The 25098-nt window shown below is 44.6% G+C and carries 26 protein-coding genes; 20 read left to right on the plus strand and 6 right to left on the minus strand.

Annotated elements, in window-relative coordinates:
• Nucleotides 1-218: 218 nt before the first annotated feature.
• From A5868_RS18340 to A5868_RS18380, 9 genes are all read left to right on the plus strand, one after another.
• The gene (locus A5868_RS18340) at nucleotides 219-1037 is read left to right on the plus strand and encodes an efflux RND transporter periplasmic adaptor subunit (RefSeq protein WP_010779555.1); all 819 of its coding nucleotides are present in this window, start codon (nucleotides 219-221) and stop codon (nucleotides 1035-1037) included.
• Nucleotides 1034-1720, plus strand: a complete 687-nt coding sequence (locus A5868_RS18345; RefSeq protein ID WP_086306391.1) for an ABC transporter ATP-binding protein — start codon at nucleotides 1034-1036, stop codon at nucleotides 1718-1720. Before A5868_RS18340 ends, A5868_RS18345 begins: the two co-directional genes overlap by 4 nt.
• Complete coding sequence (locus A5868_RS18350; protein WP_086306392.1) at nucleotides 1710-2924, plus strand: ABC transporter permease; 1215 nt, start codon at nucleotides 1710-1712, stop codon at nucleotides 2922-2924. Before A5868_RS18345 ends, A5868_RS18350 begins: the two co-directional genes overlap by 11 nt.
• A gap of 550 nt (nucleotides 2925-3474) precedes the next feature.
• Complete coding sequence (locus A5868_RS18355) at nucleotides 3475-4647, plus strand: hypothetical protein (RefSeq protein ID WP_086306393.1); 1173 nt, start codon at nucleotides 3475-3477, stop codon at nucleotides 4645-4647.
• A gap of 307 nt (nucleotides 4648-4954) precedes the next feature.
• Complete coding sequence (locus A5868_RS18360) at nucleotides 4955-5887, plus strand: sulfurtransferase (RefSeq protein WP_086306434.1); 933 nt, start codon at nucleotides 4955-4957, stop codon at nucleotides 5885-5887.
• Nucleotides 5887-6591, plus strand: a complete 705-nt coding sequence (locus tag A5868_RS18365) for a TVP38/TMEM64 family protein (RefSeq protein WP_010779560.1) — start codon at nucleotides 5887-5889, stop codon at nucleotides 6589-6591. Before A5868_RS18360 ends, A5868_RS18365 begins: the two co-directional genes overlap by 1 nt.
• Before the next feature lie 148 nt (nucleotides 6592-6739).
• Nucleotides 6740-6949 (plus strand): helix-turn-helix transcriptional regulator, encoded by a 210-nt coding sequence (locus A5868_RS18370; RefSeq protein ID WP_086306394.1) that lies wholly within the window; start codon nucleotides 6740-6742, stop codon nucleotides 6947-6949.
• Between the two features lie 3 nt (nucleotides 6950-6952).
• Complete coding sequence (locus A5868_RS18375) at nucleotides 6953-7336, plus strand: hypothetical protein (protein ID WP_086306395.1); 384 nt, start codon at nucleotides 6953-6955, stop codon at nucleotides 7334-7336.
• 40 nt (nucleotides 7337-7376) lie between these two features.
• A complete protein-coding gene (locus tag A5868_RS18380; RefSeq protein ID WP_139843642.1) occupies nucleotides 7377-7706 on the plus strand; it encodes a hypothetical protein in 330 nt (109 codons plus the stop codon).
• Between the two features lie 195 nt (nucleotides 7707-7901).
• On the opposite strand, the gene rpsD is transcribed toward A5868_RS18380, so the two are convergent.
• On the minus strand, nucleotides 7902-8513 hold the full coding sequence (rpsD, locus tag A5868_RS18385; RefSeq protein ID WP_010779564.1) for a 30S ribosomal protein S4: 612 nt from the start codon (nucleotides 8511-8513) through the stop codon (nucleotides 7902-7904).
• 481 nt (nucleotides 8514-8994) lie between these two features.
• Here rpsD and A5868_RS18390 point away from each other — a divergent pair, with 481 nt between their 5' ends.
• The 8 genes from A5868_RS18390 to A5868_RS18425 all read left to right on the plus strand — a co-directional run bounded on the left by A5868_RS18390 (nucleotide 8995) and on the right by A5868_RS18425 (nucleotide 17495).
• The gene (locus A5868_RS18390; RefSeq protein ID WP_010779565.1) at nucleotides 8995-9774 is read left to right on the plus strand and encodes a Cof-type HAD-IIB family hydrolase; all 780 of its coding nucleotides are present in this window, start codon (nucleotides 8995-8997) and stop codon (nucleotides 9772-9774) included.
• Nucleotides 9775-10157: 383 nt separating this feature from the next.
• Nucleotides 10158-10952 carry a TIGR00282 family metallophosphoesterase gene (locus A5868_RS18395; RefSeq protein WP_010779568.1) on the plus strand — a complete coding sequence of 265 codons (795 nt, stop codon included), beginning with the start codon at nucleotides 10158-10160 and terminating at the stop codon, nucleotides 10950-10952.
• A 15-nt stretch (nucleotides 10953-10967) separates the two neighbouring features.
• A complete protein-coding gene (locus A5868_RS18400; protein WP_010779569.1) occupies nucleotides 10968-11354 on the plus strand; it encodes a YlbF family regulator in 387 nt (128 codons plus the stop codon).
• Nucleotides 11354-13909 (plus strand): DNA mismatch repair protein MutS, encoded by a 2556-nt coding sequence (gene mutS, locus A5868_RS18405; RefSeq protein WP_086306397.1) that lies wholly within the window; start codon nucleotides 11354-11356, stop codon nucleotides 13907-13909. Before A5868_RS18400 ends, mutS begins: the two co-directional genes overlap by 1 nt.
• A 13-nt stretch (nucleotides 13910-13922) precedes the next feature.
• On the plus strand, nucleotides 13923-15923 hold the full coding sequence (mutL, locus tag A5868_RS18410; RefSeq protein WP_086306398.1) for a DNA mismatch repair endonuclease MutL: 2001 nt from the start codon (nucleotides 13923-13925) through the stop codon (nucleotides 15921-15923).
• A 19-nt stretch (nucleotides 15924-15942) separates the two neighbouring features.
• The gene (locus A5868_RS18415) at nucleotides 15943-16500 is read left to right on the plus strand and encodes a Maf family protein (protein ID WP_086306399.1); all 558 of its coding nucleotides are present in this window, start codon (nucleotides 15943-15945) and stop codon (nucleotides 16498-16500) included.
• A 79-nt stretch (nucleotides 16501-16579) separates the two neighbouring features.
• Entirely contained in the window at nucleotides 16580-17008 is a 429-nt protein-coding gene (gene msrB, locus A5868_RS18420) for a peptide-methionine (R)-S-oxide reductase MsrB (RefSeq protein ID WP_086306400.1), read from the plus strand.
• A gap of 196 nt (nucleotides 17009-17204) precedes the next feature.
• A complete protein-coding gene (locus A5868_RS18425; RefSeq protein ID WP_010779574.1) occupies nucleotides 17205-17495 on the plus strand; it encodes a hypothetical protein in 291 nt (96 codons plus the stop codon).
• A 58-nt stretch (nucleotides 17496-17553) separates the two neighbouring features.
• Here A5868_RS18425 and A5868_RS18430 read toward each other — a convergent pair whose 3' ends face one another.
• From A5868_RS18430 to A5868_RS18450, 5 genes are read right to left on the minus strand one after another with little or no spacing between them, the layout of a single operon-like run.
• Entirely contained in the window at nucleotides 17554-18378 is an 825-nt protein-coding gene (locus A5868_RS18430; protein ID WP_086306401.1) for an ATP-dependent sacrificial sulfur transferase LarE, read from the minus strand.
• 56 nt (nucleotides 18379-18434) lie between these two features.
• Complete coding sequence (locus A5868_RS18435) at nucleotides 18435-19145, minus strand: ABC transporter ATP-binding protein (RefSeq protein WP_086306402.1); 711 nt, start codon at nucleotides 19143-19145, stop codon at nucleotides 18435-18437.
• A gap of 2 nt (nucleotides 19146-19147) precedes the next feature.
• On the minus strand, nucleotides 19148-19933 hold the full coding sequence (locus tag A5868_RS18440) for an energy-coupling factor transporter transmembrane component T family protein (RefSeq protein ID WP_086306403.1): 786 nt from the start codon (nucleotides 19931-19933) through the stop codon (nucleotides 19148-19150).
• Nucleotides 19926-20909: a cobalt transporter CbiM gene (gene cbiM, locus A5868_RS18445; protein WP_086306404.1), complete on the minus strand. Its 984-nt coding sequence runs from the start codon at nucleotides 20907-20909 to the stop codon at nucleotides 19926-19928. The genes A5868_RS18440 and cbiM overlap by 8 nt, the downstream gene beginning before the upstream one ends.
• A gap of 44 nt (nucleotides 20910-20953) precedes the next feature.
• Entirely contained in the window at nucleotides 20954-21610 is a 657-nt protein-coding gene (locus A5868_RS18450) for a Crp/Fnr family transcriptional regulator (RefSeq protein WP_010779579.1), read from the minus strand.
• A gap of 161 nt (nucleotides 21611-21771) precedes the next feature.
• Here A5868_RS18450 and larA point away from each other — a divergent pair, with 161 nt between their 5' ends.
• Genes larA through larC form a run of 3 tightly spaced genes read left to right on the plus strand, consistent with a single transcriptional unit; the run spans nucleotide 21772 to nucleotide 25088 of the window.
• Complete coding sequence (gene larA, locus A5868_RS18455) at nucleotides 21772-23046, plus strand: nickel-dependent lactate racemase (RefSeq protein ID WP_010779580.1); 1275 nt, start codon at nucleotides 21772-21774, stop codon at nucleotides 23044-23046.
• Between the two features lie 24 nt (nucleotides 23047-23070).
• Nucleotides 23071-23811 (plus strand): nickel pincer cofactor biosynthesis protein LarB, encoded by a 741-nt coding sequence (gene larB / locus A5868_RS18460; RefSeq protein ID WP_086306405.1) that lies wholly within the window; start codon nucleotides 23071-23073, stop codon nucleotides 23809-23811.
• On the plus strand, nucleotides 23808-25088 hold the full coding sequence (gene larC, locus A5868_RS18465; protein WP_086306406.1) for a nickel pincer cofactor biosynthesis protein LarC: 1281 nt from the start codon (nucleotides 23808-23810) through the stop codon (nucleotides 25086-25088). The genes larB and larC overlap by 4 nt, the downstream gene beginning before the upstream one ends.
• Nucleotides 25089-25098 lie beyond the last annotated feature (10 nt).

The following is a 25098-nucleotide window of genomic DNA, read 5'->3' on the forward strand; positions in this document are numbered from 1 at the left end:
GGTTAACGAAAGTATACGTGAGGATTAACGATATGTAAAGAGAAATTTTTGAAACGGGTACGAAGAAGAACTGATCCATAAAAAAACAAATGTTCTTCGGTCCAAAGTAGGAGTTAGACTTTATACTTTCGTAGGAAGTCGTTCCCCGCTCTTTCCTCTAAAATTTAAGCTGTAAAAGCGATTACGATAATTTTGGAACGAAAGGGATGTTTTAAAAAATGAAAAAAATAATCATTGGAATTGGTGTGTTAGTTGTTGCGGGGGCGGGCTTTTTTCTTTATCAAAATACCCAAGCAAATGCAAAGGATGAGCACTCGGTCGAGTTGTACCAAGTCCGTAAACAAACCCCATTGCATTTAAAGGGGCAAGTTCAGTCGACGAAGAAGCAGACCGTACTAGTGAACACAGAAAAAGGACCTGTTCAGACGATCCACGTAAATGAAGGAGATCATGTGACGAAAAATACAGTCTTGGTCACGTATCGTTGGGGAGAAGTGATTCGGGCAGCGGATGATTCTGTCGTGACTTCCTTGAATGAGGATGCGAAAAATGATCCGCAACAGGCTTTGATGGTCTTAAAGAGTGAAGCGTCTGCGATCAAAGGAACGGTAACGGAATATGACCGATCGAAGGTTGCGTTGAATGAGCCCATCGAGATCAAATACGCGAACAACGAAAAAACAGTTAAGGGGAAAATCACCTCTTTGGCAGAAATGAACAATGAGCCCAGCAAAGAAGAGAAGACGAGTTTAGTGACCTATAATTTTACCGCAGTTCCTGACGAATCTATTCCGGTAGGCTATTCTGTAGAATTGTTGATCCCTCGTAATGAGATCCACCTGCCGCTGAAAAGCGTTGTAGAAAAAGAGGGAGAACATTACGTGTATACGGTCGCGAAAGGCAAAGCCCAAAAACATCCAGTGACTGTTGAAAAAGGGAATGGGTACTCTATTTTGCGTGAAGGCCTCAATGAAAATGACAAAATCATCAAAGACACGAAAGGTATCAAGGATGGGATGGATGTGACGGTGGAATGATTGTAATGGAAAAGATCAATAAATTCTATACCGCCGATCAGGAGCGTATCCATGTGCTGAAGGACATCAGTCTGACTATTGAGGAGCACGAATTTGTCGCGGTGATGGGGCCTTCTGGTTCGGGGAAATCTACGCTGATCAATACGATCAGTTTTTTAGATGGCGATTTTGAAGGGACCTATCGCTTCGAAGGGCAAGATGCGTACCGCTTTAATGACGAAAAGCTGTCTGGGCTGCGAAATCAATCGGTGGGCTTTGTGTTTCAATCGTTTCAACTGATCGACAACAACACGGTGATGGAGAATGTCGCGTTGCCGCTGCTTTATGGTGGAATGAAGCAAAAACAAACCAAGTCTTTAGTAATGGAGGCGTTGCGAAAGGTCGGTATCGCAGATAAATACAATAAATTGCCAAAGCAGCTTTCGGGCGGGCAGCAGCAGCGAGTGGCGATTGCACGAGCGATCGTTGGCAATCCGAAATTTATCGTGGCGGATGAGCCGACGGGCGCATTAGATAGTCATACCTCTGAAGAAATCATGCACTTATTTAAACGTTTGAACGAAGAAGAGAAAGTCACGATCTTGATGGTCACACATGATCCAGAGGCGGCGGCCTGTTGCCAACGGATCATTACAGTGAAAGACGGAGAAGTCTTGGAAGAAGGTGTTGTGCATGCGGTTTAGTGAAGTATGGAAGACCTCCTTTAAAGCGATCGGTAAAAACAAACGGCGGAGCTTTTTGACCATGATCGGGTTGATCATTGGGGTCTCTGCTGTCATCACAGTCTTTTCCATCGGTCGTGCTTTTGAAAATTATGCGTCGGAATTTATTGGGTTGGATCAATTTGACGGCAGTGTCGGGTACACGTTCTCAGCAAAAGATGAAACGTTCCATGAGAACGGCTTGAGCGGATTTACAGAAGAGGACATCAGTCAAATCGAGAGTATTCCAGGTGTCCAATCGGTGAGCTATTATGATAATTCACGAAATGGCATCAAGTATGCCGATCAAACCTTTGATGATGTCGGAAATGATGGACGCTGGAATTGCTTCAAGCTGATAAAAAACAAGGGTTCGAAAGTACTCTATGGGCGAGGCATCCAGGCGAGTGATTATTACAATGAAAATCCAGTGGTAGTAATTGACCAAACCGCCGCAAAAGCGATCCAAAAGGAAGAACCGGCATCATTGGTCGGACAAAGCGTCAAAATAGGCGGGCATTTGTTTGAAGTTGTCGGGATCATGGAAGATCGGAACGGCGGAACGATCGTCTCAACACAGGAAGACTATGTCGTGGCAGAATTACCGGAAAATGTCTTCGAAAGTTATTTTAATTCTGAAGATCACAGCATGATCCAAGTGAAAATGAACCAATCAGCGAATATAAAAGATGTTTCAAAGGAAGCAGAAAACACCTTAAAGAAATATGGGACATGGAAAGAACTAGGAAATTATAAGACGGAAGATCTAGCGGGACAGGTGGATCAACTCCGTATGCTTCTGACCAGCATCACACTATTGATCTCGGTGATCGGCGGAATCTCGCTCTTCATTTCAGGAATCGGGGTCATGAACATGATCTACATTTCTGTTTCGGAACGAACGAAGGAAATCGGTGTACGCCGTGCAATGGGCGGTACGAAAGGCAACATCATGATGCAGTTCTTACTAGAAGGGATCTCACTGACTCTTGTGGGCGGGACGATCGGGTATTTGATTGCGATGCTGTTAGGCTTTGCCATCAGTCTATTCACGCCATTGTCCGTTCGGCCGGATCTCTTCACGGTGACATTGGCCTTTGGCTTGTCAGTCGTAATCGGGATCGTTTTCAGTTGGCTGCCGGCAAAAAGTGCAGCGAAAAAGGACATTGTGTCATTATTACGATAGGAAAATAAGGACAATCCGAGAGTATTCACTTTTGAATGCTTTCGGATTTTTTGTTATTTTATGAAAAGAACCTAATTAGTCGTTATCCGTGAGTTTTAACAGTGCCGTGGTTCTCTTTTTTGAGGATGTCTAAGGTTCCAAGGAGGACAGAATAGGATTTTGAAGAATGTTCAAGTGAAGCAGTGATCTACTAAAAAATAAAAAAATTTCTAAAAAAGGAGGCAATTTTCACATCTTGAAAATGGCCGAAATCCCGCTATGACAACGTTTCTGATTTCTTAAAAAGAAAGTATTCAAATCTATTAAAAACGTGTCAGATAAAGGGTAGAAAAACTATAGATTTTTTTCTAATTTAGAGATATTTTTAATTTATAGCGTATATCAACAAAAAAATGTAAGCGTATTTTTTCGAAATCCAAATAATAGCAAGAGGGAAAAAGCAGCGTCATTTTTTTGCGTATCTTGCTAATGAAAAAGTGCTTGGAAAAGAAAAAATAGTGAATGAAATGATAGGCGGATAGACAATACTAAGAATGAGGAGTGGAAGGGTATGGGAACGCAACGATTGGGTCAAAGACAGCTATTTAATATGTTAAGAGGAAATCTGGAGAAGCGGGTGCTGAAATTTTACAGTGAGACGAAAGAGGTATCGACGATCATTGAGTATATGGTCGCGATCTTAGTGCGTCATGCCCTCGCTTTAGAAGACTTTTCATTGATGTGCCAGGAGCTGATCCGAGAGTTGTTCTTTACTGCGAAGCCTTGTGCGGAAATGCGTGCGTTCAGTGCTTTTTTTGAACATTATTTTGACAAAGAGGAGTGGCATACCGTGGTCGCTCGTTTGTATCGGGATGAAAAGGATTATCTTGATACGACGAAGGACGCGCGTTTACATAGACAGTATTTACAAGAAAAAGACCCGACGAGGACAGATGAATTGGCGGATCATCAGTTTGTTCTTCGCTCGATCTTCAAAGGTGAAAATGGCCGGAAGCATACGTGGACGTTGAAGAATGCACATCCGACGAGAACGCATGAAGAAGTTGCTGGAGCCCTTAAAATTTTAACGAGATTGTCGATTTTTGAGACGGCTAGCACACGGAAATTTGCTGAGTTTGTGGATGTTTTTCGCGATGCCTATATACAAGATATGCATTATGCAGAGGAAGTCGAAGCGCAACTTCCTGAAAATGAAGCAGATTCATCGGATCTACAGCAGGAGAAGGACGCAAACCAGGCTGCTGAATCCCCAAGTAAAATAGCTTCGAGTCAAAAAGCTGTACTTGCGGGCCAAACGACCTCAAAAGAGAACTCTGAAAAAACGAAATCTCCTGTTTTGGCTAATAATGAGACGAAACCGCGAAGTGAAGTTGTTATCCCAACAGATTTTGATCTCAAAAAAGTGATGCCCGCTGAAATCAGGCAGTTACTAAGCGGACATCTGCCAAAGGAAGAACGTTTTACTGAACAACTTTCAAAGGAACAGCAGGCGGAAAAAGACTTGGATTCGGGAGCAATAACCGAGGAGCGAATAACGAAAGCAGCCTCTGTGCCTGTTGCCGCTCAATCGACGGTTGACGAAGTGGTAGAGGTGGCGTCAGCGGCTGAACAGTCAGAAAATACAGAACACTCTTCTGAAAAAAATCAAATACATAAGTGGAAACAAGAGCGGAAATTTGGACTAAGAGTGGCTAAAATTTTGAAGAAAAGGAGAGGAAAATAACACTTTTGTCTGTGAAGATGGCGGATGTGTATTGTAAAAGGATAAAGCGTTTTATATACTTTCACTAAGGGGATTACCAGGAGGAAGGGGGAGGATCGAGAACATTCGGCGATGTTCATGTGCAGTAAGAAAGCTTAGCGTTTCTAAGAGTGTGAATGAAGGATTCTCTTTTTCAAAGATCTGTTCGTATTAAAAATGTGAATGGTTTCACTTGTATGGGTCGTTTAAGGAAATATAGGGGTATATTTCTCTTTTGGTTCTAAAAGGAGCCTTGGATTAAAAAAACGACAAATGAATGGAGAAGAAAATGAAAAAAACAATGATTGGATTGTTGGCTTTGGCTGCTTTAGGGTTAACGGCGTGTGGAGGCGGCGGAAACGAGGACAAGAGTGAGTCTGCCAACTCTGAAAAAAAGGAAACAGGCGCTTTTACCGGCGAATATGTTGTCGATGCGGCCTATGTAAAAAAGAACATGGATGAGATCATTTTGGTGGATGCCCGTGGCGAAGAAGAAGCCAATAAAGGAACCATCAAGGGAGCGACGGTGATCGGTTGGCATGACTTAGCCTCCGTTGAAGACGGGGCTTCTGGAGATGAGAAATGGGGGCTGATCCTTGAGCCGCAAGAACTCGGGAAGCGGCTGGGAGAAAAAGGGCTCGCACAGGAGAAGGAAGTCGTACTCTTTGCTGGCGCACAAAAAGGCTGGGGAGAAGACGGCCGGATCGCCTGGGAATTATTGGCAGCCGGATATAAAAAGGTAAAAATGGTCGATGGTGGATTTGAGGCATTAAAAAAAGCAGATCTCAAAACAACGATCGAACCCAAAAAATTGAGTCCTGTAAATGTCAAGATCGACGCGATCAATCAGGACCATGTCATTCGAACCGATGAATTGAAAAAAAATTACGCAGACTACAAAATCGTGGATGTTCGGGAAGACAAAGAGTACAAGGGAGAAGTTCTGTACGGCGAAGCGAAAGGCGGCCATTTGCCGGATGCGATGCACCTTCGTTTTACCCAATTATTCACTGAAAAAGGGACATTGAAGAGCAAAAAAGAGTTGACCAGCCTTTTTGAGAAGGCGGGTTTATCCAAAGACGACGAAATCGTCACTTATTGTACGGCGGGGATTCGCTCTGCCTACATGGAGCTTGTGATGGAGATGTGCGGCTTCAAGCAGGTGAAGAACTATGATGGTTCTTACTACCGTTGGGCCAAAGTTGAGGATGTTGAAAAATAATGGATAAGAAAAATAAGTGGAAAATGGCACGGCTCTTGTTGCTTCTTTTCGTTCTGATGGCGGTACTTGCTTTTTATTTTGTACCAGGTGTACGATCGAAAATCACACAAGTCTTGATGCTGTTTCGTTCCATGAGTGTGGAAAGTATTGTGGGGTATTTGCGTTCCTTTGGTGTCTGGGCAGTCGTTATTTCCTTTCTGCTAATGATGTTCCAATCGATCATTGCGCCTTTGCCGGCTTTTTTGATCACTTTTGCGAATGCAGCGGTCTTTGGCTGGTGGCAGGGCGCCATTCTCTCTTGGACAAGTGCGATGGCGGGGGCACTCGTTTGTTTTTATATCGCACGAATCGCAGGGCGGGACATTGTTGAACGCTTGAACAAAAACTTTTCATTGGAGACGCTGGACAATTACTTTGATCGTTACGGGAAACATACGATATTGATTTGCCGGTTGCTGCCCTTTATTTCGTTTGATTTTATCAGTTATGCCGCAGGGCTGACAGCGATAAAACCCGTTCCTTTTTTGATTGCGACGGGGATCGGACAATTACCAGCGACGATCGTCTATTCCTATGTAGGAAGTAATTTGACAGGCAGTACAAAAACCATTTTGTTTGGCTTGTTAAGTATGTTCGCTTTATTTATCGCGGTTTATGTATTCAAACAACTGTATCAAAGCAGACAAGCGAAATCGACAAAATAAACATAGTCAAAGGGGAGCGGCTCAAGGTCGCTCTCTTTTTTTGAGTTCTTTTGATGATAGAAAAAAGCTGTAAAAGGAATTAGTGCTTTCTTTCTGATTGGGAATGCCTTATTATTAAGTAAAGATATCTTTACTAGGAGCTGGGTACGTGGCTGTAATCAATCACATTAAGGAAATACGGGAAGAAAAGAAAATCCCGCAAAAAGAAATGGCGCAGGCCTTGAATGTCTCACGCCAAACCATGACCGCGATCGAAAAAGGAAAATACAATCCTAGTTTGGAGCTGTCGTTAAAAATCGCGGCTTATTTTGATACGCCGTTTGAGGAGCTATTTTATTTGGAAGACAAGGGGGAGTAAGAAATGAGCTTTTTTTATGCGGTTGGAGTGAATGGGTATTTGGCGACAGTGCTGCTGATTTTTGCATTATTAAGTATGTACGCACTTCTGTCATCCATCGTGTTCATAGCAAAAGAAATGATCAAAGAGAACGACGAGCTAGTGAGAAAAATCGTTTTCGATTCTATGGCGATGGGCTTTGTATTGATTTTGATGTTGCATCTCGTTCAAATGATCGTACGGGTCGTCTATTTTAAACACACAGGGCAGGATATCAATCTCGTCGTGACTCCAGGTTTATCTATCCACGCATTAGGAGAGTACAAGATGCATTTGGAATCATTCGGTGTTGATTTAGGGCTTTTCGCTATCTGTTTATTTATAAATAAGTTGCGTTACCGTTTGTAGGAAGGGATTCAGAGGTTTCTTAAGAGTGGAAGGGGCGATTTTGATAAAGACACTAGAGGATGTAACCAGTTATGACGTGTTGAAGCAGAAGGTGAAGAAGCAAGAAGATGCCTTTTTTGTCACGGGCGAACTGTACGATTTGGTAAAGGATATTAAACAAAGTCAACTCTCAGAAAATGTCCAAGCAGGATTTGAGTTGGGGTCCGGCGGCTCAGGGACGATTCTCTCCCGCAGCGTCTTACGGTTCCTCAATTTATTTGAAGACGATACAGAATTTGAAAACTTGAAGCAGGACATCGCACAAGTGTATACGATCACGTATGTTGGTCAAGGAAAGGCCATGTTGCGTTTGAAGCAATTGGATTATTGATTGTTTGTGGTTGTTGGGAGGAAAACCTCTTGAAATGACAGACGATAGGTTAGGAATATAAATGAGTGGATCTTATGCGTTAGCCAGACTAATGCATAAGATTTTTTATTGAAATGAGGAAGAGTAGTAATTTGATTTTTTAGAGCAAACAAAAAACACCCAAGAGTCGAGACTCTTGAGTGTCTGTAAGAAGTCTTACATTAATTTGTTGTAGAATTCAACGACTAATGATTCGTCGATTTCTGGGTTGATTTCATCACGTTCTGGTAAACGAGACAATGAACCTTCTAATTTTTCAGCGTCAAAGCTTACGAAAGCTGGACGACCAACAGCTGATTCAACTGCTTCTTTCACAGTAACCATGTTTTTAGATTTTTCACGGATACCGATTACTTGGCCAACTTCTACTTCGTATGAAGCGATATCAACACGTTTGCCATCGACAGTTACGTGACCATGGTTTACTAATTGACGTGCTTGACGACGAGTTGAAGCCAAACCTAAACGGTAAACCACGTTATCTAAACGACGTTCTAGTAAGATCATGAAGTTAACACCGTGTTTACCTTCTTTGATTTTGCTAGCGCGTACGAATAAGTTACGGAATTGACGTTCGTTTAATCCGTAGATGAAACGTAATTTTTGTTTTTCTGACATTTGCAAGCCGTATTCAGATTTCTTTCCACGGCTGTTTGGTCCGTGTTGACCTGGAGCGTATGGACGACGTGCTAATTCTTTGCCTGTTCCTGATAATGAGATACCAAGACGACGAGATTGTTTCCATGATGGTCCTGTATAACGTGACATTAAAAATTCCTCCAATAAATTGTTTTGGAGTAAAATAATCCGTTGAAAAATTCATATCCGTGTAGTTCGTTCTTCAATCTTCGCCTTCGCAGCCGCGGTTACGCAATTGAACCAATACTGGCAACGAACTGGGGACGGGCTATTATTCTTCTGCTGCATTATTTTACACAAAGGTCAGTATAACGGATAATAGGAAGCGAAGTCAAGTTCAGGAGTTGCATTTTCGAAAAAAATGTGTTAATTGTGGACTACTGACGAAAAACGATTACTTTTTTTCAAAGTCAGTGAAAATTATGAATGGGAAGTACGTGAGAACTTTTTGCAAATTCTCTGAAACTTCTCTACAATATAAGGGCAGGCAGTCGCACGACAGACTGTTGCGAAGATTAGATAAAAGTGTTGGAAATAGGGCAGTTGCGTGTTTTCAACGGAAGTTCGTCCTTAACAGGACAACAAATACATATAAATGGAGAGATAAATCTTGGAAAGAAAATTAATCGCACTAGACATTGATGGTACCTTGTTGAGCAGTCAAAGAGAACCTTTGGACAGCACGGTAGGGGCACTGAAGGCATTGCGCGAGGCGGGGCATTTAGTGACTATCGCGACGGGACGTTCGCGTTTGCTGGCTGGCGGTGTGATTCATCAATTGGGCTGTACGAACTATATTATTTGCAATGGCTCTGCTGGATTTTTAGACCATGAGCAAGTGTACAAGCATACGCTGGACCGCGAAGCATTGGCTCGGATGATCGACTTTGCGAGTGAACGCAAGGTGGACATCGCGTTGTTCGGACTAGATTCATTTGCACGTGTGACAAGATTTGACGAACCTAAAGTACTGGATGCGATGGAATCTTTCGGTCAAAAAGCGCCCGAGTACGAAGCAGATTATTTCTCTCAACATGAAGTGTATCAAGGCTGTGCATTTTATGATCAATCGCTGGACGCTGAATTTGAAGCAGCGTTTCCAGAATTTCGGTTAGTACGCTGGCACGAAAACAGTGTCGATATCATTCCGAACCCCGGCTCAAAGGCGCAAACGATTTTAGCATTGGCTAAAAAAGTAGGGATCAAACCTGAAAACATCGTGACCTTTGGCGACGGCAACAACGATATCGAGATGCTGGACTTAGCGGGAACAGGTGTCGCGATGGGGAATGCCGCATCTCATGTGAAGGAAGCAGCCAACCTTGTGACAGATACAAATGACCGCGACGGGATCTATAAAGCGTTGCGCCAATTAGAATTGGTTCATTAAGAATCGCAAGTAAGGATCGGGAAAAGTTCCCGGTCCTTTTTTTGTCTTCTGCTTTCTAATAGAACATTTCGTTTTATTGATGCAAAAAAAGGGTGAAACAATGAAAAAGTTTAGTGATAATCCTTTATTTGCGATGCAAACTAGAAACAGTAGGATGTGCCTGATAAATCAGGCGCATCTTTTTTCATAACTAGAACGACTACGAACTTCTCCGCCAATGGTGCTGCGAAAAAAGGGTCAGATCGTGCGGGTCAAAAGAAGAAGCGTCTGATTCCTTCGGGCAGGTTTCTTTGACGAAGCAAACGATTGTCGAGGAATCTTTTATTTTTAAGCAAAAACAACTATAATAAGACAAGATGCTTAACTAGAGAAGGGGAAAAAAAGTGCGCTTATTATTCATTGGGGATGTTGTAGGGTCGTTAGGTCGACAAATGCTGAGTGATTATTTACCACGATTAAAGAAGAAATACCATCCACAGTTGACGATCGTCAACGGTGAGAACGCGGCAGCCGGTCGCGGGATCACGGAAAAAATCTACAAAAAGTTTTTACAAGACGGTGTTGATGTTGTTACGATGGGGAATCATACGTGGGACAACAAAGCGATTTTTGATTTTATTCCAGAAGCGAAGAAAATGATTCGGCCAGCGAATTTTCCAGCAGGAGCACCTGGCAGAGGGCACTTGTATGTCAAAGTGAACGATTTGGAATTGGCGATCGTCAATTTGCAGGGTCGCGCATTTATGACAGATATCGATGACCCCTTCCGGATCGGTGACCAGCTGATCGCGGAAGCGCAAAAACGTACGCCCTATATCTTTGTAGATTTCCATGGGGAAACAACGAGTGAAAAACAGGCGATGGGCTGGTTTTTAGATGGCCGCGTGTCGGCTGTCGTAGGGACCCATACGCATGTTCAAACCAATGACGCACGAATTTTACCAAAGGGGACCGCGTATCTGACGGATGTTGGGATGACTGGACCTTATGACGGTATTTTAGGAATGAGAAAAGAGCCCATCATCGAGAAATTCATGACGGCTTTGCCTCGCCGATTTGAGGTAGTGGAAGAAGGGCGCGGATTATTATCCGCCTGTGTGATCGATATTGATAAAAACGGTCACGGACAAAAAATCGAAACGATCGTGATCAATGACGATCGTCCATTTAGAGAATAGAAGCAGAGGGATCGTATGAATCTAGCAAATGAAGCCGCCGTCGAAGCGGCTTTATCTCATTTAACTGCCTTATTAGGTGAAAACGAAGTGATCGTCCACTACCAAGAGCTCCAAAAACGAGTAGCGGAAAACGACACACTTCAAGAATTAGAAGAAGGCATCAAGGCCGCGCAAAAAGACGCGGTCCAGTTCGCTCATTATGGCAAACCAGAAGCAGAACGCGAGGCGTTGAAGGAAGCAGATCGTCTGACCAAAGCCTTCGACGAACACCCGTTAGTGGTTGCTTACCGTGAGCAGCTCTATGAAGCCAATGACCTGTTGCAGCATTTGACGACGATGATCCAAAAAGAGGTCAATGCCGCATTGGAAGAGGAAGAATCCACAAAAGGAGGAGAGATCTAATGCCTCAAAAAACGAAAAATACGCCAATGATGGAACAATACTTGGCGATCAAAGAACAATATAAAGATGCTTTTTTATTCTATCGTCTCGGAGACTTTTACGAACTCTTCAATGAGGACGCGATCAAAGTCTCGCAGCTCCTAGAATTGACCCTGACAAGCCGCAACCGGAATGCGGAGGACCCGATCCCCATGTGCGGCGTGCCGCATCATTCCGCACAGGGCTATATCGATACTCTAGTGGAACAAGGCTACAAGGTTGCTATTTGTGAGCAAATGGAGGACCCCAAACAAGCCAAAGGAATGGTGAAACGGGAAGTTGTCCAATTGATCACGCCGGGGACGTTGATGGAAGGCAAAGGGATCGAAGCCAAGGCCAACAACTTCTTGACGGCTGTTACGCAGGTAAAAGACAAATTCGGTTTTGCGTACGTCGACCTTTCCACCGGAGAACTAAAAACAGCCCTGCTTCATGACGAGGAAGCCGTAATGAACGAGGCGACCGCTTTGCAAACGAAAGAGATCGTTCTTGGCAGTGAGATCCCAGAAGGCCTGCAGAAAAATCTGGCGGAACGTCTGGGCTTGGTTTTCTCTACGCAAGAAACGATCGAGGACAATGCAGAATTCAGCTTTCTGACCGCAGAGATCACAGATGCTTTGGAAAAAGAAGCAACGGGCAAATTGTTGACCTACTTGTCTGTTACTCAAAAACGCAGCTTGGGACATATCCAAAAAGCGGAGGAATACCAGCCGGAGCATTTCTTGAAGCTGGATTATTTCTCTAAGACCAACTTGGAATTGACCCGTTCGATTCGGACCGGGAAAAAACAGGGCACGCTTTTGTGGCTGTTAGATGAAACAAAAACCGCGATGGGCGGCCGTCTTTTGAAGCAATGGATCGATCGTCCGCTGATCCAAAAACGTCAGATCAATGCCCGTCAAGCGATGGTTTCTTCGTTATTAAATGCGTATTTTGAGCGGATGGATCTGAATGAGACGTTAACGAAAGTCTATGATCTGGAGCGACTTGCTGGGCGTGTGGCGTTTGGCAACGTCAACGGACGGGATTTGATCCAATTGAAGACTTCCTTGATGCAGGTCCCTCAGATCCGTCAATTATTGACCGGGATCAACCAAGGCGAGTGGAATGATTTATTGGTTGATATGGAACCGATGGACGATTTGGTGGCGTTGATCGAAAAAGCCATCAATGAGGAAGCCCCGCTGCAGATCACGGAAGGCAATGTCATCAAAGACGGCTACAATGAGCAACTGGATCACTACCGGGAAGCCATGAAGAACGGCAAGACCTGGCTGGCCGAATTAGAAGCCCGGGAACGTGAAGCGACAGGGATCAAAACCTTAAAGGTCGGCTACAACCGCGTATTTGGCTACTATATCGAAATCACGAAGTCGAACCTTGCCAACTTAGAAGAAGGCAAATACGAGCGGAAGCAAACCTTAGCCAACGCCGAACGCTTCATCACACCGGAATTGAAAAAATTAGAGACATTGATTTTAGAGGCGGAAGAAAAATCCGTAGCGCTAGAATACAATCTCTTCTTAGAAGTCCGAAACGAAGTGAAAAAGGCCATCACGCGTCTGCAAAAGCTGGCAAAAAGCTTGAGTGCGACAGATGTGCTGCAAAGCTTTGCGACAGTCAGCGAACGGTATCAATACGTGCAGCCAGCGATGGAAGTTGGGACCCACAATTTACAAATCAAAGAAGGCCGTCATCCCGTTGTGGAGAAGGTCCTTGGGCACCAAGAATACATTCCGAACAGTGTCCACATGAGTCCAGATGAGATGCTGCTGCTGATCACTGGACCGAATATGTCTGGTAAAAGTACGTATATGCGTCAGTTGGCATTGACGGTGATCATGGCGCAAATGGGCTGTTTTGTTCCAGCAGAAAGTGCGGAGTTGCCGATTTTCGATCAGATCTTTACTCGGATCGGAGCCAGCGATGACTTGATCGCCGGACAATCGACCTTCATGGTGGAAATGATGGAGGCCAATCAGGCGCTGCGCCATGCGACACCAAACAGCTTGATCCTATTTGATGAGCTTGGTCGAGGGACGGCGACATATGATGGCATGGCCTTAGCGCAAGCCATCATCGAGTACATCCATAAAAATGTGAAGGCCAAAACGCTCTTCTCGACCCATTACCATGAGTTGACCGTTTTAGAAGAGTCTTTGCCGCAACTAAAAAATGTCCACGTAGGTGCTGTTGAACAAAATGGCGAGGTCGTCTTCTTGCATAAATTGATGGATGGTCCTGCCGATAAGAGCTATGGGATTCATGTAGCGAAGATCGCCGGAATGCCCACCGAATTATTGTCACGAGCAGCGACGATCCTCTCTGCGTTAGAAGCAGACGCGCCGATACAAAAGCAGCCTGAAGTGATCGAAGAAAATGAGCAGTTGTCGTTATTCAATGAAGTATCCACTGCCGAATTGGGTGTGGTGGACAGCCTCAAGAAAGCCAATTTGCTTGAAATGAACCCGATGGAAGCATTAAACTTCCTATACGAGTTGCAAAAACGGATTTAGGAGGAGGCCTTTGATGGGCAAGATCCAAGAATTATCTGAACGTTTAGCCAATCAGATCGCTGCCGGAGAAGTCGTGGAACGTCCGGCCTCGGTCGTGAAAGAATTGGTAGAAAATGCGATCGATGCGGGGGCGACCCAGATCGATATTTTGATCGAAGAAGCGGGATTGAAAAAAATTCAAATCGTCGACAATGGCGAAGGCATCAGCGAAGACGACGTGGAGAATGCCTTTAAACGCCATGCCACCAGCAAGATCCACAATCGCGATGACTTGTTCCGCATTCGGACATTGGGGTTTCGCGGCGAAGCGTTGCCGTCGATCGCCTCTGTTTCTGAGATGACCTTGGAGACAGCGACCGCCGATGAAGCGCAAGGTTCGTACCTTTTCTTGAAGGGCGGCAAGATTGAAGAGCATCGCCCGACCGCATTGCGGACAGGGACAAAAATCACCGTGGAGAACTTGTTTTTCAACACGCCTGCACGGCTGAAATATGTCAAATCCCTCCAAACGGAACTGTCCAACATTGGTGATATCGTCAACCGGATGGCGCTGAGTCATCCTCAGATCGCGTTTCGGTTGGTTCACGATGGGCACAAAATGCTGAGCACCAGCGGAAGCGGAGTTCTGAAGCAGACGCTTGCCGGGATCTATGGCGTCGCGACTGCGAAGAAAATGCTGAAGGTCGAAGCCAAAGACTTAGACTTTACCTTGAACGGATACATTTCACTTCCTGAAGTGACGCGGGCAAGCCGAAATTATTTGTCCCTCATCATCAACGGCCGGTATATCAAAAACTACGCCTTGAATAAGGCGATCATCCAAGGCTATCAATCGAAATTGATGGTAGGCCGTTTTCCGATCGCTGTGTTGGAAATCACCATGGACCCCTTGCTGATCGATGTCAATGTCCATCCGACGAAACAAGAAATTCGTCTCTCTAAAGAAAAAGAATTGATGGCGCTCATCAGTCAAGGGATCTCGGAAACTCTTCGTCAGATCAACCTGATCCCAGATGTTGGCGAAAACCCAAGCTTCAAGAAGAAGGTCGAAAAGCTCCAAACAGAGCAATTAGATTTGCCGTTAGAGGAACAGACCAAGAAAAGAAGCGATTTGAATTACGATCCCAAGACGGGGATTTTCTATGTAGAACCGAAAGCGCCGGAAATCGTTGAGACGCCGATTCCCTTAAACGAAGAGATCGTCGAGAAAACGATGACGGTCCCGCTGGAAACAGAAGCGGAGAAGCTGTCGATCGTAGAAGAAACAATCGAACCACTAGCGGAGGCTTCCGCACCAATTGAGGAGAGTGTCGATCAAGAAGCTGCGAATACCGACCATCCTGAGTTCGACCTAAGCACCCAGTCCGGGGAAAAGGTGATCGAGCAGGCCATCACCAAACTGGAACATGAACAGCCAAAGGAACGCTTTCCGATGCTGGAATATTTCGGTCAAATGCATGGCACGTATTTATTTGCTCAAAGTAAGGACGGGCTGTACATCATCGACCAGCACGCGGCCCAAGAACGAATCAAGTACGAATACTTCCGGGAAAAAATCGGTGATGTTTCAGACAATCTGCAAGAATTACTGGTGCCCTTTGTGTTGGATTACCCAAACAATGACGCCATCAAGCTGAAAGAGAAGACAGAGCTGTTGCAGGAAGTCGGGATTTATTTGGAAGAATTCGGTCCGAACAGCTTCATCGTTCGTGCCCATCCGACTTGGTATCCAGCAGGGCAAGAAGAAAGCATTATTCGCGAGATGATCGACATGCTGCTGATCACTGGTTCAGTCAGCGTCAAGAAATTCCGTGAAGCGACGGCGATCATGATGAGCTGTAAACGATCCATCAAAGCCAACCATCATTTGAATGAGGCGCAGGCACGTGTCTTGTTGTCTGATTTGGCACAATGCGAGAATCCCTTTAATTGCCCTCACGGCCGTCCCGTTCTGATTCATTTCAGTAACAGCGACATGGAGCATATGTTCAAACGAATCCAAGACCCACACTAGAAAATAGGAGTACGAATACATGACCGTTATCTTAGCCTCACAGTCTCCACGGAGAAAAGAGTTATTAGGCTGGCTGCTGCCAGCATTTGATATACAACCAGCGGACATTGATGAAGACGTCAAGGATCGTTATGCACCAATGGATTACGTGATGGAGATGGCACGCCAGAAAGCCGCGGTAGTGGCAGAGAAGCAGCCAGAAGCATTGGTGATCGCCAGTGACACTGTCGTCGTGCTAGGCGAACAAATCCTAGGAAAACCCAAGAGTCGTGAAGAAGCCTTTGGTATGCTGAAACGTATGAGCGGCGGCAGTCACTTGGTGTATACATCGGTAGTGATCCGTCAAAAAGAACAAACAGCAGAAAAATTGACCTCTGCAAAAGTGACCTTTTACTCATTGACGGATGAAGAGATCAATCGCTACCTGGACAGCGACGATTACAAAGACAAAGCCGGCGCCTACGGTATCCAAAATGGCGCAGGTGTCTTCGTTGAACAAATCGAAGGCGACTATTACAGTATCGTTGGATTTCCAGTAGGGGCGGTAAATCAAATGCTGAAGGCCTTTGATGATTGATTCCTCAAAAACATGAGCAAATCCTTCGTGTCTTTCTTTTTTCCGGCGTATGATAGGCAGTAACAAAGGGGGCAGAATGATGGAACAAGAAGAATTGAAAAAGAAACTCTCACCAATGGAATATGCAGTGACTCAGGAAAATGCGACAGAACGTCCATTCTCTGGAACGTACGACGATTTCTACAAAAAGGGCATCTACGTCGATGTCGTTAGCGGTGAACCGTTGTTTTCTTCAAGTGACAAATACGATGCCGGTTGTGGCTGGCCAGCCTTTAGCCGTCCGATTGAAAAGCGGGGAGTTGCTGAAAAAGCCGATTTTTCTCACGGGATGCATCGGGTAGAAGTACGCAGCAAAGAAGCCGATTCTCATCTTGGTCATGTGTTCAATGATGGCCCGCAGGATCAAGGCGGTCTGCGCTATTGCATCAACTCCGCAGCGTTACGTTTTATCCCTGTCGATGAGATGGAAGCAGCAGGCTACAGCGAGTACAAAGAATTAGTAAAATAAGGTGTGCCGATTTTTCGGCGCATCTTTTTATTTTGTCTCTTGAACCGCCAGAAAAAAGCGTCCATAGATACTACACCTAAATGTTACTATCTTTCTTTAATAAGATAATGGCTATCGTCCATTTTGAAAATCCTTATAATCAATAGAGTAAGCAGTACGATTAGTAAACAGATTTTGATTAAAGGGAGAGTTTCGTATGAACAATTGGACAACGACAATGATTGAACGCTTGGATTCAGCGTATCAAGTGCGCTTTGAAAAGGAGGCGGTACTGGTCTTTCTAAATGACGCGTACCAAAATGCGTTGATGTTGAGAAAAGAATCTTTAGGAGAAACCAATACAGCGATGGAGGAGTTTTTAGCGGCATTCAATCACACACGGGATTTGTTTATCAGTCAGGTAGTCGACCGTTATCCCTCTAGCTATACAGAAGTTGCTCAGCAAATCGCTGAACTAAAACAATTGAACCTGCACTTAACGATGTAAATCCCCCAAAATAAAAAAACAGTGCGTCAGAAGCTGCTTCTGATGCACTGTTTTTGTGTTAAGAGATTGTTTTTCTCTGGATCGTGCTTTTTTTTGATTCCCGTTCGTAATGAAACCCTTCAAGGTCGATCGACACATGACTGAAGCCTAGCTGTTTGATGTGGGCAATGATTTCTTCTTTCTTTTCAACTAAGGGCAGTAAGTGCTGTTCAGGGACTTCGATCCGTGCTTCCTCGTTCTCACTGTGCAGGCGAACGATGGGAAAGCCGATCTCACGTAAATATTTTTCGCCTTCAAAAACCTTTTCGATATCGCTAAGGGTCAATTTTTTTCCTCGAGGAAAACGGTTCGCCAAGCTCCAGAGACTATTTCTGTTCCAATTGGAAAGGCCGGCCTCCTTCGCTAATTGTCGGACATCTTCTTCGTACAAATCAGCTTCTTGCAAAAAGCTGATGATGCCTTCCTCGTCTCGGGCCTTTAACCCAAGTTGGAAATCTTCTTTGTTGTCCATGATCATTCCATCCGCAAGGACCGGAAATCCTTCTTCGACGGCTGCGGCATGGATCGTTTGATAGAGCATCTTTTTGCTGTAATACAAACTGACAGAAGTATTTGTGGCGATTTTAGGCTGAGAAAGCTCGCTCATTTCAAGACCTAAAACATTTGCGCCCATCGCTTCAGCCAAATCTAACGCCTCATTAAATTCTTCATCAGAGATCAATTCAGAATTCATGACGATCGCTAAGATGTTGCGGGGACCTAACACGGTTAGTGCGGTATGGAGGAGGTAGGAACTAGCGACACCTCCAGAATAGGCAATAGCAAGTTTGTTGGTTTCTTTTAATTGTTGAATCAACCGTTGTTCTTTTTCTAACGCTGTCATTTGAAGCATCTCCTAATAAGTGGACTCGTCGTCTAAGCGGTATAACGGATAAACGATTAATAACTAGCTAAACGAGCAATCAATTTTTGATCCTTTTGAATGTCTTCTTTTTTATATGGAGTGATTTTTTCCGTGAAAAGCAAGACATCGACGGGTTCGTCTTGAAAGCTGCGGTAATCATGGGAAGCAATCAAAATGGTTTTTCCCAAGTCGTGGAGCTTCCGCAAGATCTCTTTGAATAATTTTTCCGAATCCTTCGTCAATCCGTTGAAGGGTTCGTCCAATAAAAATGTTTCAGGATTCATGGCTAAAATACTGGCGAAGGCGACTTTTTTCTTTTCACCGCCAGACAGTTGATAAGGAACTCGTTGGCGAAGGGGCGCAATCGACAGCAAGGCAAGACAGTCCTCCACCCGCTGACGCACTTCTTCCTCGGATAACCCTAGCTGTCTAGGCCCAAAGGCAATCTCATCATACACAGAATTGTTGAATAATTGATGATCAACTTCCTGAAAAAGAATGCCAAAGTGCCGGTAAAAAGCTTTTTTCTTCTTTTGCCACTGGCGCATGTCCTCGCCTTTAAACAAAATCTTTCCCGCAGACGGCTGCTGGAAGCCGGCTAAAAGATTCAGCAGTGTCGATTTTCCGCTGCCGTTGTCCCCCATCAATAAAAGATAGGCCCCTTGAGGGATCGTGGTTGAATAAGGGGCGAATACCTCCCGCTGTGTCTCAGGATAACTAAAGCAAACATCTTCTAATTCAAACATCATTACACCTTCCCAATGAAAAAAAGAACGAATAAAAGGGTGACCTGCGTCAAAATATAAACGTAGTCGATTTTCTTCAAAGCTAGTTTATGCGTGGGATATGTTCCATTGAATCCGCGTGCTTCCATCGCTTGCTGGAGTTTTTTTCCATAATCAAGCGAACGTAAATAGATCAAAGCGATCACGTTGGTCCCTAGATACAGTTTCACCTGTTGATTACCTACATGACGCGCGCTGATTCCTTTCATCATATGAACCATTACCTTCGCCAAAATATAAATGTATTTGATCGTGATATCCAATTGAAATAAGACGATATTCGGCAAGTGCCAGCGCTTTAACAAAGAAAGCAGCTCGTAAGTCGTAGCCGTCTCCGTATACTGGCTGATCAAGCAGGCGATCAGCGGCACACGTATCAGGAAAAGAAACGTCCCTTGATGCAGGAGGAGACTAGGCAAGTAGATGAGAAAAGGCATAGCTGACAAGAGCACGCTTTTTCCTAAAATTTTCTTGAGGTCCTTTTGAGAAAAGAAAAGCAGCCCACTAAAAATATACAACCCACAGATCCACAGCACCAACATTTTTTGTGACAGACTCACGATCAGCAGCAAAGCAAGCGTTGAAAGAAAGCGAAGCGAAGGATGGATCGCTGACGCCGCGCTTCTTTCTGATCCATGATCAAATTTCTCAAGGATAAAAAGAAGCCCTTTCTGATTTTTCATCAGAAAGGAATTTTTTTTATCAAGCAGCAACGCGTCCACATTTTGCGACGTCAACCAATCAGGCATGCTTGTTCCTTCTTTCAAAAAGAACACGATAAATCAAAAGAAAGACCAAAATGGCGGTGACGCCGCAGAGAATATACCCAATTCCTACAGGCAATCCTGGGATCGTATAGTCCGTAAATAAAGAATGGAAGTTCCAGCCTTTCACCATTCCTTGCGGTTTGTTGACGGGTAAATGGTAGTCGCGCAAGGTTTGGAGCAGCTCTTGCAGATCCCATTCGCCAAAAGCAGTCCCACTGGCTAATAAGCCAAGCGGAGAAAATAAAAGAAAGGTGATCAGAACATACTTCAACCGTTGTGTATTTGTTCCTTCGACGGGTGCCGACAATGGCGCGGTTTCGTTTGTTCGTTTGACAAATTTCAGCACACCTAATGTGAAGAACCCTTCAACAAAACCAATGATTAGCAGATGCGTGCTCATCATCGCGGGAATAGTGATGGCTAACGGGTACGGATTGTAAAGGGGATGATTGGCAGCATCATGGAAAAGTACAGGCTGTATGCCTAGTAAGACCGCTGTCGTAAACGCTGCGGCATTTACACCTAGATACGCAGCCAGAAAGGCACCTATTTTAGGCCAATGCTTTTTAACTAATTGATAGACGCCGTATCCAACAAAAGGCATAACGATAGCCATCGTAAAACAGTTCGCTCCGAAGGCGAGAATCCCGCCATCGCCGAAAAGGAGCGCCTGTAAGAGCAGTGCTGCCGAGACAGAAAGACAAGCAGCCCAGGGACCCATCAAGATAGCAAGAAGGACACCTCCGACTGCATGAGCCGTTGTTCCCCCCGGTACCGGAAGATTAAACATCATGATCAGAAAAGAAAGAGAGGAGGAAAGACCCAGCATAGGGATCGTTTCCTTGTGCAATGAGACTTGCGCTTCGACCTTTCGTATAGAGAGATACCAAAACGGTGCAGCTGTGGCCAGCATGACGCCGCAGGTTTCAGGACTAAGATAATTTTCAGGGATGTGCATAAGGTAAGACTCCTTTTTCATAATAAGGAAAAATCATTTTTTTGTCATTGTGTGGTGTAATCAGCAAGATAGTCCAGATCAAGAACGACGATTTTTTGATGCTGGATCTCGATCACTTTTTCTTGTTTAAGGTCGTGGATGATCCGATTCACGCTGTTTCGCGTTGAGATGCCGCAGAACCCAGCGATGTCTTCATTTGTTATAGGAAAATCGATCAAGATTCCCGACGCTTGCTTGATGCCAAAAAGGGTGACGAGTTTATTGATAAAGGCGCAGACTGCCCCTTTTTTCCCATTCATCGTCATGTTTTGCAGGGCTTGTATGTTTTCGGATAATTTTTTTCGGTAATAATCTCGAACATAGTCCTGCAATTGCTGGTTGTGCTTGACATATTCCCAAAAGCTCGCTCTCGGAATACGATAGAAACTCGCTTCCTCCGATTCGATCCGGACGTTAAAGGGGGCTGAAGTATAGTTCGATACCTCATCCTTTAATAGGGAAATAATGTCTGGAGCGACAATATACGATAGATTAAATTCTCGCCCGTCTTTAAGAATGATACTCGTTTTGACGATCCCATCCTTTAGGACATACGTATAGGCCTCCTCTAATCCGTGATAAGACAAATAGGTATGTCTTCTCTTTTTGATAATGGTCGTTTGCTTCTCTTCTAAGAAAGAAACTAAATAATCTGCCTCCACCAAAAAAACTCCTTTTTCTTTTTTTGATTTGATTTCCTGTTACATATTATCTACGCGATCGAAAAAAACACGTTAACAAATATTACTATCAATTGCGCTATCTCTGAAATTTCATTTCAGTATACTAACGTCCGTAAGTAAAAAATAGGAGATGACACACGATGGTAGACGTTAAATTACCATACGACAAACAATTGATCACAGCAAAAATCCCTGAAAAGAATTTTGCAGGTCTATTGGAGTCAAAAGCAGAGAATTTCCAAGCGGCTCTTTCAGAAAAAGAGACCGTAGAAAAATCATTGGACGATCCGATCGGAAGCCGTTCATTAGAAGAATTGGCGAAAGGCAAGAAGGACATCGTCATCATCAGTTCTGACCACACAAGACCCGTTCCTTCACATATTATCACACCTATTCTGTTACGCCGTATCCGAAGCACAGCCCCAGACGCCCGTATCCGTATTTTGGTTGCGACAGGGTTCCACCGACCATCCACACGGGAAGAACTTATCAATAAATACGGTCAGGAAATTGTTGATAATGAAGAAATCGTCATGCACGTCTCAACAGATGATTCTTCGATGAAAAAAATCGGTCAACTGCCCTCCGGCGGCGACTGCATTATCAATCGCATCGCGGCAGAAGCGGATCTGCTGATTGCCGAAGGGTTCATTGAATCCCACTTCTTCGCAGGCTTTTCTGGCGGACGAAAGGCAGTTTTACCGGGGGTTGCTTCTTATAGAACCATCATGGCTAACCACTCTGGCGAATTTATCGACTCTCAAAAAGCGAGAACAGGAAATTTGAATCACAATCCGATTCATAAGGATATGGTATATGCAGCTCGCACAGCCAACTTAGCATTCATCGTGAATGTGGTTCTCGATGGAGAAAAAAAGATCATCGGCTCTTTCGCGGGAGATATGGAGGACGCACATAAAGTCGGCTGTGAGTTTGTTCGTGAATTAGCCAGTGTGCAAAAAATCCCAAGTGACATTGCGATTTCAACAAACGGGGGCTTTCCTCTTGACCAAAACATTTACCAAGCAGTGAAAGGAATGACCGCAGCCGAGGCAACAAATAAAGAAGGCGGCGTCATTATTATGGTCGCTGCATCAGGAGACGGTCACGGCGGCGAAGGGTTTTACCATAATTTAGCAGATGTCAGTGATCCAAAAGAATTCTTGGATCAAGCAATCCATACACCGCGCTTAGAAACGGTCCCAGATCAGTGGACATCGCAAATCTTAGCAAGAATCTTGGTTCACCATCATGTGATCTACGTTTCTGATAAAGTTGATCCGACATTGATCACGACTATGCATATGGATAGTGCTCAGACCATTGATGAAGCGATGGAAAAGGCGTTTGAAATTGAAGGCAATGAGGCAAAAGTCACGGTCATCCGAGATGGCTTATCTGTAATCGTTCAATAGAAGTCGTTTGGAGGGATGAACACGATGGACAAGAAAGAATTGCTTAGAAACGTACAGCTAGGAAAACTGTCCGTTGAGGAAGCTGCTGAAAAACTGACGGGCTTTAATGAATTAGGTTATGCCAAGATCGACACGCAACGAAAAGAAAGAAATGGTTTTCCTGAGATCATTTACGGCGAAGGAAAGAACCTTGAACAGATCATCGGAATAGTGACTGTTCTTAAAGAAGAACAAAAGCCGATTCTTGCGACGCGGATATCTTCGGAAAAGGGGCGTGCGTTGCAGGACACGTTCCCGGATGGAAGTTATTTTGAGCTGGCCCGGTGCTTTGTCCTTCAGCCTGTGCTGCCAGACTCTGAAACGTATATTGCGATCGTTACTGCGGGGACATCCGATGTTCCTGTTGCTGAAGAAGCAGCCGTGACAGCAGAAACCTTCGGCAACCAGGTGAAGCGGATCTATGATGTGGGCGTTGCTGGGATCCACCGGCTGTTTGCTCGTTTAGAAGAGATTCAACAGGCGTCTGTCGTGATCGTGATCGCTGGAATGGAAGGCGCATTGGTCAGTGTAGTAGGAGGCTTGGTCGATGTGCCGGTGATCGCTGTTCCAACAAGTATCGGATACGGAAGCAATTTTCAAGGAATGACGGCCTTATTGGGGATGCTGAATAGCTGTTCTTCTGGTGTCAGCGTCGTCAACATCGATAACGGATTCGGTGCAGCCTACTCAGCCAGCATGATCAATCAATTAAGGAGAAAAAAATGAAAAATCTATATTTAGAACCATTCTCCGGTCTTAGCGGAGACATGCTAAACGGACTTTTGATCGATCTAGGCGGAGATGTGGCGGCGTTAGAACAAGAATTAGCCAAGCTGTCTGTAGGGAATTACCATCTCCATGTTCAAAGGATCGCTAAAAACAGTATCTATGGAACTGATTTTGATGTTCATTTAGCCCACGGAATCAAGGATAACGGTGTCCCTCATGATTTCGATGCACACGCGTCTCATGTGCATCCTGCCCATGAGCAGGCCCACGAACATAGTCATGCCCATACGCATAGCCATTCAGAGGCTCGAAATCTACGGGACATCTTAGCGCTGATTGATCAGAGTACCCTCTCTCAACAGGTCAAGCAACATAGTCGACAGGTCTTCAACGACATTGCCAAGGCAGAGGCCGCTGTACACAACAAACCAATCGAAGAAATCCATTTTCATGAAGTAGGGGCGATCGATTCAATCGTCGATGTCGTAAGTTTCTTTATTCTATGGGAACAATTGCAAATTGCGCACGTTTATTCCTCGCCGATAACAGAAGGCTCTGGCACCATCACCGTCGCCCATGGGGTCATGCCTGTTCCTGTACCGGCAGTGATGCAATTAAGAAAAGGAACCAACTTGATCATCCATCAAGACACTGACGTGTGGACAGAACTCGTCACACCCACCGGGATCGCCATTTTCAAGGAAATTCACCCTTCATTTGTTCTCAACGGTGTCCAGCAAATTGAGAAAGTGGGGTATGGGTTCGGCAAACGAGAAACAGGGAAATTCAATGCACTGCGAGGTTCGTTGATGGCTGTCGAGCCAAGCAAACGGGAAAATCATCAGACGCAAGATCAAATTTTAAAGATCGAGGCGAATATTGACGATCAAACGCCAGAGCAATTAGGGTTTGTGATGGCTCTCTTATTGGATCAGGGCGTGCTTGATGTTTTTTATACGCCGATCCAGATGAAGAAAAACCGGTGTGGGATTCTACTGACGGTCCTCTGTACACCAGAGCAAAAAGAATTCTTTACGAAGCTTTTGTTCAAACAAACAGCAACGATCGGGGTGCGGTATACCCAGATGGCTCGAACAGTGATGGCGCGACAGTTTGTTACGAAGCAGACACCGTATGGAGAAATCCAGGTGAAGCAAAATCGTTACGAAGACATTGAAAAGAACACGTTGGAATTCCAAGACTGTCAACGAATCGCTAAAGAAAATAATTTATCGATCTATGAAGTGTATAAAAAATTAGAAAAATATAGTTAAAAAGGAGCAT

The sequence above is a fragment of the Enterococcus sp. 12F9_DIV0723 genome (genome assembly GCF_002174375.1).
GTDB classification, from domain to species: domain Bacteria; phylum Bacillota; class Bacilli; order Lactobacillales; family Enterococcaceae; genus Enterococcus_A; species Enterococcus_A gilvus.

Excerpts from the sequence above, each read along its gene's own strand:
- A5868_RS18340 (WP_010779555.1), top strand. The coding sequence starts at position 219 with ATGAAAAAAATAATCATTGGAATTGGTGTGTTAGTTGTTGCGGGGGCG.
- A5868_RS18345 (WP_086306391.1), top strand. The coding sequence starts at position 1,034 with ATGATTGTAATGGAAAAGATCAATAAATTCTATACCGCCGATCAGGAG.
- A5868_RS18350 (WP_086306392.1), top strand. The coding sequence starts at position 1,710 with ATGCGGTTTAGTGAAGTATGGAAGACCTCCTTTAAAGCGATCGGTAAA.
- A5868_RS18355 (WP_086306393.1), top strand. The coding sequence starts at position 3,475 with ATGGGAACGCAACGATTGGGTCAAAGACAGCTATTTAATATGTTAAGA.
- A5868_RS18360 (WP_086306434.1), top strand. The coding sequence starts at position 4,955 with ATGAAAAAAACAATGATTGGATTGTTGGCTTTGGCTGCTTTAGGGTTA.
- A5868_RS18365 (WP_010779560.1), top strand. The coding sequence starts at position 5,887 with ATGGATAAGAAAAATAAGTGGAAAATGGCACGGCTCTTGTTGCTTCTT.
- A5868_RS18375 (WP_086306395.1), top strand. The coding sequence starts at position 6,953 with ATGAGCTTTTTTTATGCGGTTGGAGTGAATGGGTATTTGGCGACAGTG.
- rpsD (WP_010779564.1), bottom strand. The coding sequence starts at position 8,513 with ATGTCACGTTATACAGGACCATCATGGAAACAATCTCGTCGTCTTGGT.
- A5868_RS18400 (WP_010779569.1), top strand. The coding sequence starts at position 10,968 with ATGAATCTAGCAAATGAAGCCGCCGTCGAAGCGGCTTTATCTCATTTA.
- mutS (WP_086306397.1), top strand. The coding sequence starts at position 11,354 with ATGCCTCAAAAAACGAAAAATACGCCAATGATGGAACAATACTTGGCG.
- mutL (WP_086306398.1), top strand. The coding sequence starts at position 13,923 with ATGGGCAAGATCCAAGAATTATCTGAACGTTTAGCCAATCAGATCGCT.
- A5868_RS18415 (WP_086306399.1), top strand. The coding sequence starts at position 15,943 with ATGACCGTTATCTTAGCCTCACAGTCTCCACGGAGAAAAGAGTTATTA.
- msrB (WP_086306400.1), top strand. The coding sequence starts at position 16,580 with ATGGAACAAGAAGAATTGAAAAAGAAACTCTCACCAATGGAATATGCA.
- A5868_RS18425 (WP_010779574.1), top strand. The coding sequence starts at position 17,205 with ATGAACAATTGGACAACGACAATGATTGAACGCTTGGATTCAGCGTAT.
- A5868_RS18430 (WP_086306401.1), bottom strand. The coding sequence starts at position 18,378 with ATGACAGCGTTAGAAAAAGAACAACGGTTGATTCAACAATTAAAAGAA.
- A5868_RS18435 (WP_086306402.1), bottom strand. The coding sequence starts at position 19,145 with ATGTTTGAATTAGAAGATGTTTGCTTTAGTTATCCTGAGACACAGCGG.
- A5868_RS18440 (WP_086306403.1), bottom strand. The coding sequence starts at position 19,933 with ATGCCTGATTGGTTGACGTCGCAAAATGTGGACGCGTTGCTGCTTGAT.
- cbiM (WP_086306404.1), bottom strand. The coding sequence starts at position 20,909 with ATGCACATCCCTGAAAATTATCTTAGTCCTGAAACCTGCGGCGTCATG.
- larA (WP_010779580.1), top strand. The coding sequence starts at position 21,772 with ATGGTAGACGTTAAATTACCATACGACAAACAATTGATCACAGCAAAA.
- larB (WP_086306405.1), top strand. The coding sequence starts at position 23,071 with ATGGACAAGAAAGAATTGCTTAGAAACGTACAGCTAGGAAAACTGTCC.
- larC (WP_086306406.1), top strand. The coding sequence starts at position 23,808 with ATGAAAAATCTATATTTAGAACCATTCTCCGGTCTTAGCGGAGACATG.